This is a genomic window from Thalassospira sp. GB04J01 (assembly GCF_000751115.1).
In the GTDB taxonomy this organism is placed as follows: domain Bacteria; phylum Pseudomonadota; class Alphaproteobacteria; order Rhodospirillales; family Thalassospiraceae; genus Thalassospira; species Thalassospira lucentensis.
Genome location: NZ_CCDX020000010.1, coordinates 63451 through 77404, shown reverse-complemented (window position 1 = coordinate 77404; position 13954 = coordinate 63451). Strand labels below are relative to the sequence as shown.

Sequence of the window (13954 nt, the reverse complement as noted above, 5' to 3'; positions counted from 1 at the left end):
GCGAACAAAAAATTGAAAAGGATCAACGTCTTTTTTTGTGTGGCTTTTTTGCCATACCCCTTTTGGACAGGAAAATAAGGCTTGAGTAGATATAAATATATCTTTATATCTGTCTTTCGTGAACGGGAGGCGTTGCTATGGAACAGGTTCTGGCAAGATTGCGCGCGGCGGCAGAAGCAACAAGGCTTCGTCTGTTAGCGATTTGTGCCGAGTGCGAGTTGACCGTGAGCGAAATCACTCAGATCATCGGTCAAAGCCAGCCACGCGTGTCCCGGCATCTAAAATTGCTGTGTGAAGCTGGGCTGCTTGTCCGATTCCGTGAAGGAACCTGGGTCTTTTATCGTACCCCGCATAATAGTGCCGGGGCAGATCTGGTCCGGCCGATACTTGATCTCCTTCCTATGGATGATGAAACGCTGTCACTTGATCGGGCCCGCCTTGATCAGGTTAAGGTCCAACGCGAACAGATCGCGACCGAGTATTTTCGGGCCAATGCGAAAGACTGGGATCGTATCCGGTCGCTCCACGTTGACGAGGCTGTGGTCGAAAAGGCATTGCTTGATGCCGTCGGTAACCTCGCGGGTGGACGGATTCTTGATGTCGGTACTGGTACTGGCCGCATTCTTGAACTGCTGGGACGCACTGCCGAAGAAGGCGTTGGCGTTGACATGTCGCGTGAGATGTTGGCGGTTGCGCGTGCGCGTTTGCAACGTGCTGACCTTTCAAATTGTCTGGTCCGTCAGGCCGACATGTATCAATTGCCCTATCCCGGCGGCATGTTTGACATCGTGATCTTGCATCAAGTTCTGCATTTTGCAGAAAAACCCGAAGCCGCAATTGACGAAGCATCACGTGTTCTGGCCCCCGGCGGGCGTCTGGTTGTGGTCGATTTCGCATCCCACGACCGCGAAGAACTGCGCGAAGAACACGCACACCGCCGTTTGGGGTTTGACGATACTGCAATCAGTACGTGGTTTCGCGCATGTGAACTTGCCCCTGACGATGTCATAAGCCTGCCGGGCAAGCCGCTAACCGTGCGGATCTGGTCTGCCAGGGCAGATATGGAAACAGCAAAACAAAAAACACATAAGGCGGCGGAATGATCCGCAGCCTGCCCCGAAATAGTAAAGGCCCAGTCCTATAATTAAAGGCCTGGCCAAGGGAACGTGAAGACAGGATTGATATGATGACGGCACAAAACAATACGGCAGCAAAAAATGACCTGCGGGTTTCATTCGAATTCTTCCCCCCGAAGACGGAGAAGATGGAAGAAACCATGTGGCGGTCCATCCATCGGCTTGCGCCATTAAGCCCGTCATTCGTGTCCGTGACCTATGGGGCAGGTGGAACCACCCGTGATCGCACACACAGCAGTGTGACGCGTATTCAGGGCGAAACCGGTATTCCGGCCGCCGCCCATCTGACCTGTGTGGGACACACCAAACAGGAAATCGAACAGATTGCGCGCAAATACTGGGACGAAGGCATTCGATCCATCGTGGCCCTTCGTGGTGATTTGCCCGATGCCGGTGATACATATGTACCAACACCGGGGGGCTATGACTATGCGGCCGATCTAGTTGCCGGGTTAAAGGAAATTGCGGATTTCGATATTTCGGTTTCGGCTTATCCTGAAATGCATCCCGATGCGCCCAGCGCGGATTTTGAAATTGATTATCTGAAGCGCAAACTTGATGCCGGGGCCAACCGGGCGATTACACAGTTTTTCTTTGATAACGAAACGTATCTTCGGTTCCGTGATAAATGTCAGGCAGCGGGGATTACCGCGCCGATCGTTCCGGGTATTTTGCCGGTGACCAATTTCGGGTCGCTTTTGAGATTTGCCAAGATGTGTGGTGCGGATGTACCAAAACGCTTCCATTGGCGGTTTGATGGACTTGATGATGATCCCGACACGCGCCGTATGGTTGCATTCCACGAAGCCATTTCACAGGTTGAAGGGTTGATGAAAGAGGGCGTGACCGATTTCCACTTCTATACCCTGAACCGAGCCGAGTTGACCTATGCCATCTGTCATGCGCTGGGCATTCGCGGAACAGAACAGGCTGTTGCCTGAACTCTGCACGCCAATTGCAACGCATGATAAAAATGACTGGATAAAGATGATGAATGACCGCAAGGAACGCATTGCCCTGCTGCGCAAACGGGCTGAAAACAAGATTTTGATCCTTGATGGCGCCATGGGCACCATGATCCAGAAGCACACCCTGACCGAGGATGATTATCGCGGTGAACGGTTTGCTGATTGGAAACAGGACGTCAAAGGCAATAACGATCTGTTGTCACTGACCCAGCCTGACATCATCAAGGATATTCATCTGCAATATATCGCGGCCGGTGCCGATCTGAACGGGACCAACACATTCAGTGCGACGACGATTGCCCAGGCCGATTATGCCATGGAAGATCTCGCCTACGAGATCAATTTCGAAAGTGCCAAGATTGCGCGCGCGGCCTGCGATGAATGGGAAGCCGCCCATCCCGGTGATGTGCGGTTTGTAAATGGTGCCATTGGCCCGACCAATCGGACCGCATCCATGTCGCCGGATGTAAATAACCCGGGGTTCCGCGCGATCAGTTTCGATCAACTGCGCACAGCCTATAAAGAAGCGGTAAACGGTCTTTTGGACGGTGGGGCGGATACGCTTTTGGTGGAAACCATTTTCGATACGCTGAACGCCAAGGCGGCTTTGTTTGCAATTGACGAAGTTCTGGAAGAACGCGGCGAAGACGTTCCGATCATGATTTCGGGAACGATTACCGATGCATCTGGCCGCACCCTGTCGGGGCAGACGACAGAGGCATTCTATAACTCTGTTCGTCATGCCAGGCCGTTCTCGATCGGTCTTAACTGCGCACTGGGTGCCGCACAGCTGCGTCCCTACGTTCAGGAACTATCGCGCATTGCTGAATGCCGCGTTTCGGTTTATCCCAATGCAGGGCTTCCCAACGAGTTTGGTGAATATGACCAGACCGATTCGGAAATGGCCGAGCTGGTCAAAGAATGGGCCGATAGTGGCATGATCAACCTGTTGGGCGGTTGCTGTGGCACGACCCCGCCGCATATCAAGGCGATTGCCGATGCGGTTGGTCAGTCCAAACCGCGCCAGTTGCCAAAGATCGAACCGAAAATGCGCTTGTCCGGCCTTGAGCCGTTCGACGCTGCATAAACCTGATATTGAGTGCGAAAAAGAGATCGAACAGACCCATGAGTGACATTTCAAGATTCATCAATATCGGCGAACGTACCAACGTTGCGGGCTCGATTAAGTTCAAGAAGCTGATTGTCGACGAAGACTATGATGCAGCCCTTGAAGTCGCCCGCCAGCAGGTCGAGAACGGTGCACAGATCATCGACATCAACATGGATGATGCCATGCTTGATGCTGAAACGGCGATGGTCAAATTCATCAATTTGATCGCTGCCGAGCCAGACATCTCACGTGTGCCGATCATGGTCGACAGTTCGAAATGGAATGTTATTGAGGCCGGGCTTAAATGTCTTCAGGGCAAGGGGATCGTTAACTCGATCAGCCTGAAAGAAGGCGATGAACCCTTTATCGCACAGGCCAAAATGTTGCGCCGTTATGGTGCGGCTGTGGTTGTCATGGCGTTTGATGAAAAAGGTCAGGCCGACACGGTTGATCGTAAGATCGAGATTTGCGAACGCAGCTACCGGGTGCTGGTCGATCAAGTCGGTTTCCCGCCAGAGGATATCATTTTCGATCCCAACATCTTTGCGGTCGCAACCGGCATCGAAGAACACGACAACTATGCCGTTGATTTCATCGAAGCTTGTAAGCTGATCAAGGCGCGCTTGCCCTATGCCAAGATTTCCGGCGGTGTGTCGAACGTATCGTTCTCCTTCCGCGGCAACAACCCGGTCCGCGAAGCCATGCATTCGGTGTTCCTGTATTATGCCACCCAGGCGGGCATGGATATGGGCATCGTTAATGCCGGTCAGCTTGTGGTCTATGAACAAATCCCCGAAGAACTGCGTGAACGTGTCGAAGACGTCATCCTGAACCGTCGTTCGGATGCGACCGACCGTTTGCTGGAAGTCGCGGACAAATACAAAGGTACGGGCGGGCCAGAAAAAAAGGCCGATCTTGAATGGCGCAAAAAACCGGTTAATGAGCGGTTGGCCCATGCCTTGATCAACGGCATTGCCGAGTTCGCCGAAGAAGATGCCGAAGAAGCCCGCCAGCAGGCCGAGCGCCCCCTTCACGTCATCGAAGGCCCCTTGATGGATGGCATGAACATCGTTGGTGACCTGTTTGGCGCCGGTAAGATGTTCTTGCCGCAGGTCGTGAAATCGGCCCGTGTGATGAAAAAGGCAGTGGCCTATCTGATCCCGTTCATCGAAGAAGAAAAAGACGGGGTGCGCGAAACCAACGGTAAAATTCTGCTCGCCACGGTAAAGGGCGATGTCCATGACATCGGCAAAAACATCGTTGGTGTGGTCCTGCAATGTAACAACTTCGAGGTCCTTGACCTTGGTGTGATGGTCCCAACCCAGAAAATCATCGAAACGGCCAAGGCCGAAAAGGTTGATATGATCGGGTTGTCGGGTCTGATTACGCCGTCACTCGAAGAAATGACCTATGTCGCAGCCGAGATGGAACGCGAAGGTCTTGATATCCCGCTTTTGATTGGCGGGGCGACAACGTCCAAGGTTCATACTGCGGTTAAGATCGCACCGAACTACAACAAATCGGTGGTTTACGTCATTGATGCGTCGCGCGCGGTCGGTGTTGCCAGCAAGCTGGTGTCTGAAACACATCGTGAAAAGTTCGCGTCCGAAATCCATGCTGAATATGTCGCGATGGCGGAAAAACACGCGGCCCAGCAGTTGCAGAAAAAGCGTTTTGCGATTGGCCATGCACGTGCGAACAAGGTGCAACTTGATTGGGACGCCTATGATGTTCCCGCTCCGGCAAAACCCGGCATTACCGTGTTTGAAGATTTCGATCTGGCTGAACTGGTGTCGCGCTTTGACTGGAAGCCGTTCTTTGAAACCTGGGAATTGCATGGCCGGTTCCCTGATATTCTCAAGGACGAAAAAGTCGGTGAAACCGCGCGCAGTCTTTATGAAGACGCGCAGGCGATGCTCAAACGCATTGTTGATGAAAAATGGTTCAAGCCGCGCGCCGTTGTTGGCATCTGGCCGGCCAACTCGGTCGATGACGATATCGAGGTAACCCCGGCACCCGATCATAATGAACCGGTGATGCTGCGCACCTTGCGTCAACAGATGTTCCGCGAGAACAACAAACGTCCGAACCGCGCACTTGCCGATTACATCGCACCAAAAGACAGCGGTAAAACCGATTATATCGGTGGCTTTGTCGTCACCGCCGGTCCGCAGGTTGAAGAAATCGCTTCCAAGCTTGAAGCCGAGCATGACGATTACAATGCGATCTTGGTTAAGGCATTGGGGGACCGTTTCGCCGAAGCCTTTGCCGAACGCATGCACGAACATGTGCGTAAGGAACTTTGGGGCTATGCATCAGATGAAACGCTGGCCAACGACGATCTGATTTCGGAAAAATATCGCGGTATCCGTCCGGCGCCGGGCTATCCGGCCTGCCCGGAACATACCGAAAAACGCACATTGTGGCAGCTGCTTGATGCCAATAAAAATGTCGGCGTTGAATTGACCGAAAGTTGTGCGATGACCCCGGCATCGTCGGTAAGCGGTTTCTATTTCGCCCACCCCGAAGCCAAATATTTTGGCCTTGGCAAGATTGAACGCGATCAGGTCGAAAGTTATGCCGAACGTAAAGGCATGACCATGACCGAGGCCGAACGTTGGTTGGCACCGAACCTGAATTACGATCCGCGTCGGGCGTAAAGCCCAACCGGTCGCAATGAAAAAACCCGCAGACTGCACTCTGCGGGTTTTTTTACGTTCTCAGGGACCGGATGAAAAGGGTGCCAGTATTAGTTTATCCAGTCTCAGTTTATCTTGTCGTTTCCATGAAACGACCCCGTTCTGTGATGCCAACAATCAAAATACCAATCAGCGCAAGAGACAGGTAGCCGCCGACAAGCGGGGTAACTGTCCCGTTAAATTGCTGACCGATGATGCCACCGGCAACCACACCAATGACCGTGCTGTAAACACCAATCATCGAAGACGCGGTTCCTGCAATCGCACCAACTGGCTCCATCGCCAGCGAATTGAAGTTGGGCATGGTTAGCGAGAAGCAGAACAATGTCACCGTCAAACCAATGCCAAACACCGGAAGAGGCGGTTGGCCATCAAAGGCAATCGCAATCAAAACATTGATCAGGCTGCTAAGCGCCATGACAAAGAGTGCGACGTGCGAGATTTTGCGCATACCAAGCTTACGCACCATTCGTGCATTAACGAACGACGAAAAACTCATGCAGGCTGCGATCATGCCAAACGCCAGCGGGAACCAAACGCCAAGACCATAAACTTCCGTCTCAAAGATCTGCTGGGCGGAACCGATATAGGCCATCAGGCAGGCGAACATCATTCCCATTGCGGTTGAATACCCAAGTGTCTGACGATTGGTGACCGTGGTTTTAATGTCGCGTGCAATCCGGCGGACGGATAATTTGTGACGGTATTCCGGATGCAGGGTTTCTGGCATACGCAGCATGTACCAGCAGGCAATAGCAATCGCCAGAACCAGCGTGCTGACAAAAATCATATGCCAGTTGGCAAGCGCAAGGATCAGGCTGCCTGAGGCGGGTGCAAATACCGGAAGGATAATAAACACCATCATGACAAACGACATGACACGGGCCATTTCCCGACCTTCAAAACAGTCACGCGTGATTGCCATGGTCAGAACGCGTGGTGCCGCGGCTCCAAGCCCCTGAACAAAACGGGCGATCAGCAAATGGTCGTAGCTGTCAGCAAAGATCGCCATGATCGTGCCAACGCAATATATGCCCAGTCCGACAATCAGGGTCGGACGGCGACCAAAACTGTCGGCAAGCGGGCCATACACGATCTGCATCAGGCCAAAGGCGATCATAAAGACATAAATCAGCAACTGCATGCGATTGCCGTCTTCAATGCCAAAATCGTCGGCGATCGGACCAAAGGCAGGCAAAAGGTTATCAATTGAAAGGGCGACAAGCCCGATGGTGATCGCCATCAGGCAGACAAATTCAGCAAATCCGGGCAGCGGCCGCGCCGCAGGGGCACCCGTTGGTTGAGGTTCATTCATAATTCGAAATTCCGTAGAAACGGTTTGGGGTGGCGCAGTTATATCTGCGTTTGCAGGCCACAGCATGGCGTATTTCACTTATAGATGGCAATGATCGTTTTTTGAAACACGCGATGTGGCCATGCGTGTTTTCCTGCCAAATAGCGCGACGCCATAAAACGCAAAATATATGCTGCCGGTGATGCCATAACGCTAAATTAGACATGGTGTTTACGGTCTTTACCCTTTATTCGCAGCAATCACCGATCCTATGATCCTTGTTCTTTCAATATTTGCTCGCCGGTGTTGCGGAAATGGCTGAAAAACTTATCAAATCAAATATCTTGCTCAGCCGCATGCGCCGTTTGGCTAAAAGCGAGCAATTGGTTTTGTCGATACTGGCCTTGGCGGTTGGTGCCTTGGCTGGCGGCGGGACAATCCTGTTTCGCGACGGGATTTTACTTGTGCAGTCATTTGTCTATGGCTGGGGGGAAGAATCCCTTCATGAGCATATGAAGGGACTGAGCAACTGGCATCTGATCCTTGGCCCGACGGCGGGTGGGCTTTTGGTCGGTATTTTCATTTACAAGTTTCTACCCGAACGGCGGGCGCATGGTGTGGCCGATGTGATTGATGCGGCGTCCTTTCACGATGCGCGCATGTCGACGCGCTGCGGTATCAAAAGTGCGCTTGCCAGTGCGGTGTCACTGGGCAGCGGGGCGTCGCTTGGTCGTGAAGGACCGGTTGTCCATATGGGGGCATCCTTTGGCGCATGGCTTGCCCGCATCCTGCATCTACGCCGAAGTGCGGCGCGAACGCTTTTGGGATGTGGTGTAGCATCGGCGGTGGCGGCCTCTTTTAATGCGCCATTGGCCGGGGTGTTCTTTGCCCATGAAGTCGCCCTTGGTCACTATGCCCGGACCTCATTTGCACCGATTGTCATGTCGTCGGTGATGGGAACTGTGATTACGCGTCTTTATTATGGTTCCGACGTTGCCTTTTTAATTCCGTCCCATGAAATCCAGTCATTCTGGGAATTCCCGGCCTTCGCCCTGTTGGGCCTTTTGGCCGGGGTTGCGGCAATGCTGACTGTGCGCGCTATCGCCGTTGTGCAGAAAGTTGCTGATCGGGGTCGCGCACCACTTTGGCTGCGTCCGGCAATTGCCGGCTTGATTGTTGGCGTTGTTGGCCTTGGCTTTCCACAGGTCTTTGGTGTCGGCTATGGTGCGATGAATGATGCGCTGTATGAAGCCTATAGCTTGGCTTTCCTGATCGGTTTGTTGTTTGCCAAGGCTTTTGTCGTTGCGATCTGTATGGGGCTTGGTTTTGCCGGCGGCATGTTTAGCCCGTCCTTGTTCCTTGGGGCGATGTTGGGCGGCGCGTTTGGTATTTTTGCGACCCATGTGTTTCCTGATCTGTCGTCCGGGCATGGGGCCTATACCCTTGTCGGGATGGGGGCGGTGGCGGCCGCCGTTCTGGGTGCGCCAATTTCGACAACCCTGATCATCTTTGAGCTGACCGGCGATTATGAATTAACGGTCGCGGTGATGTTGGCGTCCGTTCTGGCATCGGTGATCATGGATCAGTTCAATGGCGGTTCGTTCTTTCAGTGGCAGCTTAAATGTCGCGGCCTTTCGACCCGCTGGGGCCGGGAGGTCAACCTTCTGCGCATGATGAAGGTCGCTGACATCATGAAACGCGAATACGAAACAGTTCCCCTGACGGACGGCCTGCCAGCCGTGCGCGAAAAGCTGATTAATGCGCCTTATTCCGAACTGTTTGTCGTTGACGAAAACGGAAAGCTGCACGGCACGATCACACTGACCGATTTGCGCCACGCGGCGTTTGATCTCAATCTGGGCGATGAAGTGACGGCGGGCCAGGTTGCGCGTTCCAAGCCACCAGTGCTTTATCGTACCGACAGCATCGAAAAAGCCGTTCGTTTGATGGAAGAAACCGGCGAAGAACATTTGCCGGTTCTCGATAATGATCAAGAACGCCAAATGATCGGTTTCGTCCACGAAAAGGATGCGATGATGGCCTACAACAACGCGCTTTTGGAATTGCAAAGCGAAGAACGCGGGGATGCCCCGCCGAAGTTGTTTTGATCTGGGTGCGCTTATGAGGACGGTTCATAGACCCGCAAAGCTTCATCTGATTGCCGGTGCGCGCCCGAACTTCATGAAAATAGCCCCACTTTGGCATGCGCTAAAAGATGCGCCAGATATTACGCCGGTCTTTGTTCATACGGGCCAGCACACAAATTCTGTCATGTCGTCCGAGGTCTGGCGTGACCTTGGTCTGCCTGCACCGGACCATCATCTGATGCCCTTGGACGCAGGCCAGATAGCCGAACGTCCATCTTTCCCAAACGATGCAATGCGGGCAGCCTATAAGGCGCTGTGTCAGGCGGATCGACCTGACGCCGTTTTGGTCGTCGGGGATGTTAGCTCCGCTCTTGCCTGTGCGACGGTTGCCCATGAACTGGCAATTCCCCTGATCCACCTCGAAGCAGGCTTGCGCAGTTTTGATGCGCGCATGACCGAAGAAACCAACCGCATTGAAATAGACCATTTGTCGGACCTGTTGCTGACACCATCCCCGGATGCAGATCAAAACCTGATCCGCGAAGGGATTGCGACGGACCGCATCGTGCGTGTCGGGAACATCATGATGGACAGTCTGGAACGCCAACGCCCGGCCATCGAAGCCGCCCGGATATGTCAAGCATTGGCTTTAGAACGCTATGACTACGGACTGGTGACCTTACATCGCCCGGAAAACGTCGATGATCCCAAACGCCTGATTGCGATCATGGCTGAACTTGAAAAACTGGCTGAAACACAACCACTCTGTTTTCCGGTTCATCCGCGCACGCAAAAACTGTTGGACCAGATCGGCTGGCGCCCCTCTGAACCCCGGACGGCTTTGCAATTGCTGGGGCCGCTGTCCTATATAAATTTCATGAGCCTGCTTCTGACTGCAAAATTCGTGGTGACCGATTCCGGCGGCCTACAGGAAGAAACCAGTTATCTCGGCATCGATTGTTTTACGCTGCGCGATACAACGGAACGTCCGGTGACTGTCACCCATGGGACAAATAAACTGGTGACGTTGAACAATATGATTTCCACCATTCAACAGCGTGACCCATATGACTTAAGGCGGGGTGCACCCCCGATTGACCTATGGGATGGCAGAGCCGCAACTCGGGTTGTTGCGGCTCTGCGTACATTTATTGCGGGTATGCCTCGTTCCTGAATGGGGTGTCACGGGGGACACGATCAAAACGGGCGCAAAAAGTGTCATTTGGCCGCGAAAGAGTTGGTCGGTGTTCCTGATTTGTTACAATATATAAAAATTCAGTCGCCCGATTGGGATGCAAGACTGGCCCTGTGACCACAGCGTGATATATATGCCGTCATGATGGATGATCCCTTCGAAATTGATGAATTCGCCGCCAGCCCGGAAATGCGCTTATCAGACGCTCCGGCCCCGGCATATCTTGACAACCTGAATGCCGAGCAGCGCGACGCTGTCGAAACGCTGGATGGGCCGTTGCTGGTTCTGGCTGGTGCGGGAACCGGGAAAACCCGTGTTTTGACAACCCGGCTTGCGCATTTGCTCGAAACCAAGGCGCAAAGCGAACGCCTGCATCCCCATCAAATCCTTGCGGTGACCTTTACCAACCGTGCGGCAAAGGAAATGCAGGAACGTGTTGCACAGGCCCTTGGCCGTCCGGTTGAAGGATGGTGGCTGGGAACGTTCCACTCGTTATCGGCCCGTTTGTTGCGCCGCCATGCCGATTTGATTGGGTTGCAATCAAATTTCACCATCCTTGATAGCGACGATCAGGTCCGTCTGCTCAAGCAGATCATGGACGCCGAACAGATCGATCCAAAAAAATGGCCTGCCAAGCAGCTGATGGGTATCATTCAGCGCTGGAAGGACAAGGGCCTGACACCTGAGCGCGTCAATGAAAGTGTCGAGTTCGCCAATGGCGGGGCCAAGCACCTGTATCAGATTTATCAAGATCGCCTGAAGGTTTTGAATGCCTGCGATTTTGGTGATCTCTTGCTGCATTGCCTGACCCTGTTTCAAAAGCACCCCGACGTGCTCAAGCAGTATCAAAACACCTTCCGCTATATTCTTGTTGATGAGTACCAAGATACCAACGTCGCGCAGTACCTTTGGCTGCGCGCCATGGCGATGGTTCATCGCAATATTTGCTGCGTCGGGGATGATGATCAGGCGATTTATAGCTGGCGCGGGGCCGAGGTGGGCAACATCCTGCGGTTCGAGTCTGATTTCCCCGGGGCCAAGGTCGTCAAGCTGGAGCAAAACTATCGTTCAACCCCGCATATTCTGGCGGCCGCATCCAAACTGATTACATTCAATGATGGTCGTCTGGGTAAACAGCTTTGGACTGAACTTGATACCGGCGAAAAGGTCTTTGTCAAAGGTGTCTGGGACGGGGAAGCAGAGGCACGCTTGGTCGGGGAAGACATCGAAGCGCTTCAGCGCAAGGGCATTGGGGCCGCACAGATGGCGATCCTTGTGCGCGCCGGTTTCCAAACCCGCGAGTTCGAAGAACGTCTGATCACCCTTGGCATTCCGTACCGGGTTGTTGGCGGACCACGTTTCTACGAACGCCAGGAAATCCGCGATGCGCTGGCCTATATCCGTATGGTCGCACAGCCCAATGACAGTCTGGCGTTTGAACGCATCGTCAATGTGCCCAAGCGCGGCGTTGGCAAGGCGACACTTCAAACCCTGCATCAATATTCGCGCGATCAGGCGATCCCGCTGCCGGCCGCCGCCCGCGATTTGATTGATACCGAAGAACTCAAACCCAAGATGCGTCAAAGCATCGGCGGGTTGCTTGGCGATTTTAAACGCTGGGGCGACATGCTGGCCGACAAGTCGCATGTTGAGGTGGTTCAGGCCGTTCTGGATGAAAGCGGCTATACCGATATGTGGCGCACCTCCAAGGAAATTGACGCACCGGGTCGGTTGGAAAACCTAAGTGCGCTTGTGTCGGCCATTGGTGAGTTTGAAAACCTGACCAGCTTCCTTGAACATGTCTCGCTGGTCATGGAAAACGTCCAAAACGATGCGGACGAAAAAGTCACGATCATGACCTTGCATGCGGCCAAGGGACTGGAATTTGACTATGTTTTCCTGCCCGGCTGGGAAGAAGGCGTCTTCCCCCATCAACGTGCGATGGATGAAAGTGGCGTTAAGGGCCTTGAGGAAGAACGCCGTCTGGCCTATGTCGGGATCACCCGCGCGCGCAAACGTGCCACGGTGCTTTATGCCGCCAACCGTCGGATTTATAACCAGTGGCAATCGGCGCTGCCATCGCGGTTTGTCGATGAGCTGCCCGATGAACATATTGACCGGATCAGTGATACCGGCCTTGGCGGGCATGGGGGCAATCATTCGCCCGGTGCCTGGGGGTCGGATGACTGGATGAAGATGCCAAGCTGGGCCGATGAAAGTTCAAACCGCAATCAGGTCTTGGGTGCGGGGGAACGTAAATTTGCCTCAAGCGGCTGGCAGGACCGGATGCGCAAAAACGTCATTGACGTTAAGCCCGACGGCGACGTCAGCTTTAGCAGCAATTCGAAATCGTCGAAATACAAGGTTGGGGACGCTGTGCGCCACCGTAAATTCGGACCGGGCACGGTAAGCGCAGTTGAAGGCAACAAGCTTGAAATCCATTTCGAAGGTGTCGGGACAAAGAAAGTGGTCGACAGCTTTATCCTGCCGGGGTAAGCCCCGGATCAAATTTCAGGAAGACTGATTAACCGGGCGGCGATTGCGCGCGGCCCTGACAAGCGAGAAGCAATATGACCGAACCCGTCCTAAGCTATAACTTCCAGTTCGAAGTTAATGGCGCCTATGCCGCGGCCTTTGCCGATGCGCTGTTTGATTATTGTGATGCGCTGTCACACTTTGAACGCGACGGTGATCCAGACGGCCCGTGGCGCATCGAAGGTTTCGCAGGTCAACCGTTTGATAAGGGCGAAATCGAAACCGCGGTATCGATCATGGCATCCGCCATGGGGATTGATACGCCTGCGGTAAGCTTTGGCACCTATGAGCCCAAAGACTGGGTCAGTGAAAACCTGCGCAGCTTCAAGCCGATTTCGGTTGGACGTTTTTATGTCCATGGATCGCATTGGGGCGAAGGCGTTCCGGTGGCCAAAACCGGGCTTCAGGTCGATGCCGGACTGGCATTTGGCTCGGGCGAGCACCAGACCACGAAGGGATGTCTGGCCGCGATTGACTGGATGGCGAAAAAAGGTCCGCGTCTGAACGCGCTTGATATGGGCTGTGGGTCGGGCATTCTGGGCATGGCCTGTGCCAAAACATGGCGTTGCCCGGTTGTGATGGCCGATATTGATCCGGCATCTGTGCGTGTGGCGCGTGAAAACGCCAAAATCAACAAGATTGCTGATCTGGTCACCGCCATTCATTCCAACGGTTTTCAGGATACCCGCATTCGGGGGGCTGGGCATTACGACATTGTTTGTGCCAACATTCTTGCCCGGCCGTTGCGGGCCATGGCACGTGATTTGACCAGCACCCTGTCTGACGACGGTGTTGTGATCTTGTCGGGCCTGCTATCGCATCAGGAACAGTTTGTCCTGTCGGCCTACCGCGAAGTTGGCCTGTCGCTGATTAAGCGGTTCAAGGTCGAAAACTGGACGACCCTTCTGGTCGGGTAATCGTGTCCTTTG

9 protein-coding genes are annotated in these 13954 nt (G+C 53.7%); 8 read left to right on the top strand and 1 reads right to left on the bottom strand.

Features of this window, described 5'->3' with window-relative positions:
- Positions 1–137 precede the first annotated feature (137 nt).
- From AMM48_RS09810 to metH, 4 genes are all read left to right on the top strand, one after another.
- Positions 138–1103 (top strand): metalloregulator ArsR/SmtB family transcription factor, encoded by a 966-nt coding sequence (locus AMM48_RS09810; RefSeq protein ID WP_102783873.1) that lies wholly within the window; start codon positions 138–140, stop codon positions 1101–1103.
- Between the two features lie 83 nt (positions 1104–1186).
- On the top strand, positions 1187–2077 hold the full coding sequence (gene metF / locus AMM48_RS09805; protein ID WP_028791863.1) for a methylenetetrahydrofolate reductase: 891 nt from the start codon (positions 1187–1189) through the stop codon (positions 2075–2077).
- 49 nt (positions 2078–2126) lie between these two features.
- Complete coding sequence (locus AMM48_RS09800; protein WP_102783872.1) at positions 2127–3191, top strand: homocysteine S-methyltransferase family protein; 1065 nt, start codon at positions 2127–2129, stop codon at positions 3189–3191.
- Between the two features lie 38 nt (positions 3192–3229).
- On the top strand, positions 3230–5875 hold the full coding sequence (gene metH / locus AMM48_RS09795; protein ID WP_102783871.1) for a methionine synthase: 2646 nt from the start codon (positions 3230–3232) through the stop codon (positions 5873–5875).
- Positions 5876–5984: 109 nt separating this feature from the next.
- On the opposite strand, the gene AMM48_RS09790 is transcribed toward metH, so the two are convergent.
- A complete protein-coding gene (locus AMM48_RS09790) occupies positions 5985–7229 on the bottom strand; it encodes a multidrug effflux MFS transporter (RefSeq protein WP_102783870.1) in 1245 nt (414 codons plus the stop codon).
- 293 nt (positions 7230–7522) lie between these two features.
- Here AMM48_RS09790 and AMM48_RS09785 point away from each other — a divergent pair, with 293 nt between their 5' ends.
- From AMM48_RS09785 to AMM48_RS09770, 4 genes are all read left to right on the top strand, one after another.
- Positions 7523–9316 (top strand): chloride channel protein, encoded by a 1794-nt coding sequence (locus tag AMM48_RS09785; RefSeq protein ID WP_102783869.1) that lies wholly within the window; start codon positions 7523–7525, stop codon positions 9314–9316.
- Between the two features lie 13 nt (positions 9317–9329).
- Entirely contained in the window at positions 9330–10469 is a 1140-nt protein-coding gene (wecB, locus tag AMM48_RS09780) for a UDP-N-acetylglucosamine 2-epimerase (non-hydrolyzing) (protein WP_102784028.1), read from the top strand.
- A 165-nt stretch (positions 10470–10634) separates the two neighbouring features.
- Entirely contained in the window at positions 10635–12986 is a 2352-nt protein-coding gene (locus AMM48_RS09775; RefSeq protein ID WP_181951567.1) for a UvrD-helicase domain-containing protein, read from the top strand.
- A 74-nt stretch (positions 12987–13060) separates the two neighbouring features.
- Positions 13061–13942 carry a 50S ribosomal protein L11 methyltransferase gene (locus AMM48_RS09770; RefSeq protein ID WP_102783867.1) on the top strand — a complete coding sequence of 294 codons (882 nt, stop codon included), beginning with the start codon at positions 13061–13063 and terminating at the stop codon, positions 13940–13942.
- The last annotated feature ends 12 nt before the right edge of the window (positions 13943–13954 follow it).

Excerpts from the sequence above, each read along its gene's own strand:
- metH (WP_102783871.1), top strand. The coding sequence starts at position 3,230 with ATGAGTGACATTTCAAGATTCATCAATATCGGCGAACGTACCAACGTT.
- AMM48_RS09775 (WP_181951567.1), top strand. The coding sequence starts at position 10,635 with ATGGATGATCCCTTCGAAATTGATGAATTCGCCGCCAGCCCGGAAATG.
- AMM48_RS09785 (WP_102783869.1), top strand. The coding sequence starts at position 7,523 with ATGGCTGAAAAACTTATCAAATCAAATATCTTGCTCAGCCGCATGCGC.
- AMM48_RS09800 (WP_102783872.1), top strand. The coding sequence starts at position 2,127 with ATGAATGACCGCAAGGAACGCATTGCCCTGCTGCGCAAACGGGCTGAA.
- AMM48_RS09790 (WP_102783870.1), bottom strand. The coding sequence starts at position 7,229 with ATGAATGAACCTCAACCAACGGGTGCCCCTGCGGCGCGGCCGCTGCCC.
- AMM48_RS09770 (WP_102783867.1), top strand. The coding sequence starts at position 13,061 with ATGACCGAACCCGTCCTAAGCTATAACTTCCAGTTCGAAGTTAATGGC.
- metF (WP_028791863.1), top strand. The coding sequence starts at position 1,187 with ATGACGGCACAAAACAATACGGCAGCAAAAAATGACCTGCGGGTTTCA.
- wecB (WP_102784028.1), top strand. The coding sequence starts at position 9,330 with ATGAGGACGGTTCATAGACCCGCAAAGCTTCATCTGATTGCCGGTGCG.
- AMM48_RS09810 (WP_102783873.1), top strand. The coding sequence starts at position 138 with ATGGAACAGGTTCTGGCAAGATTGCGCGCGGCGGCAGAAGCAACAAGG.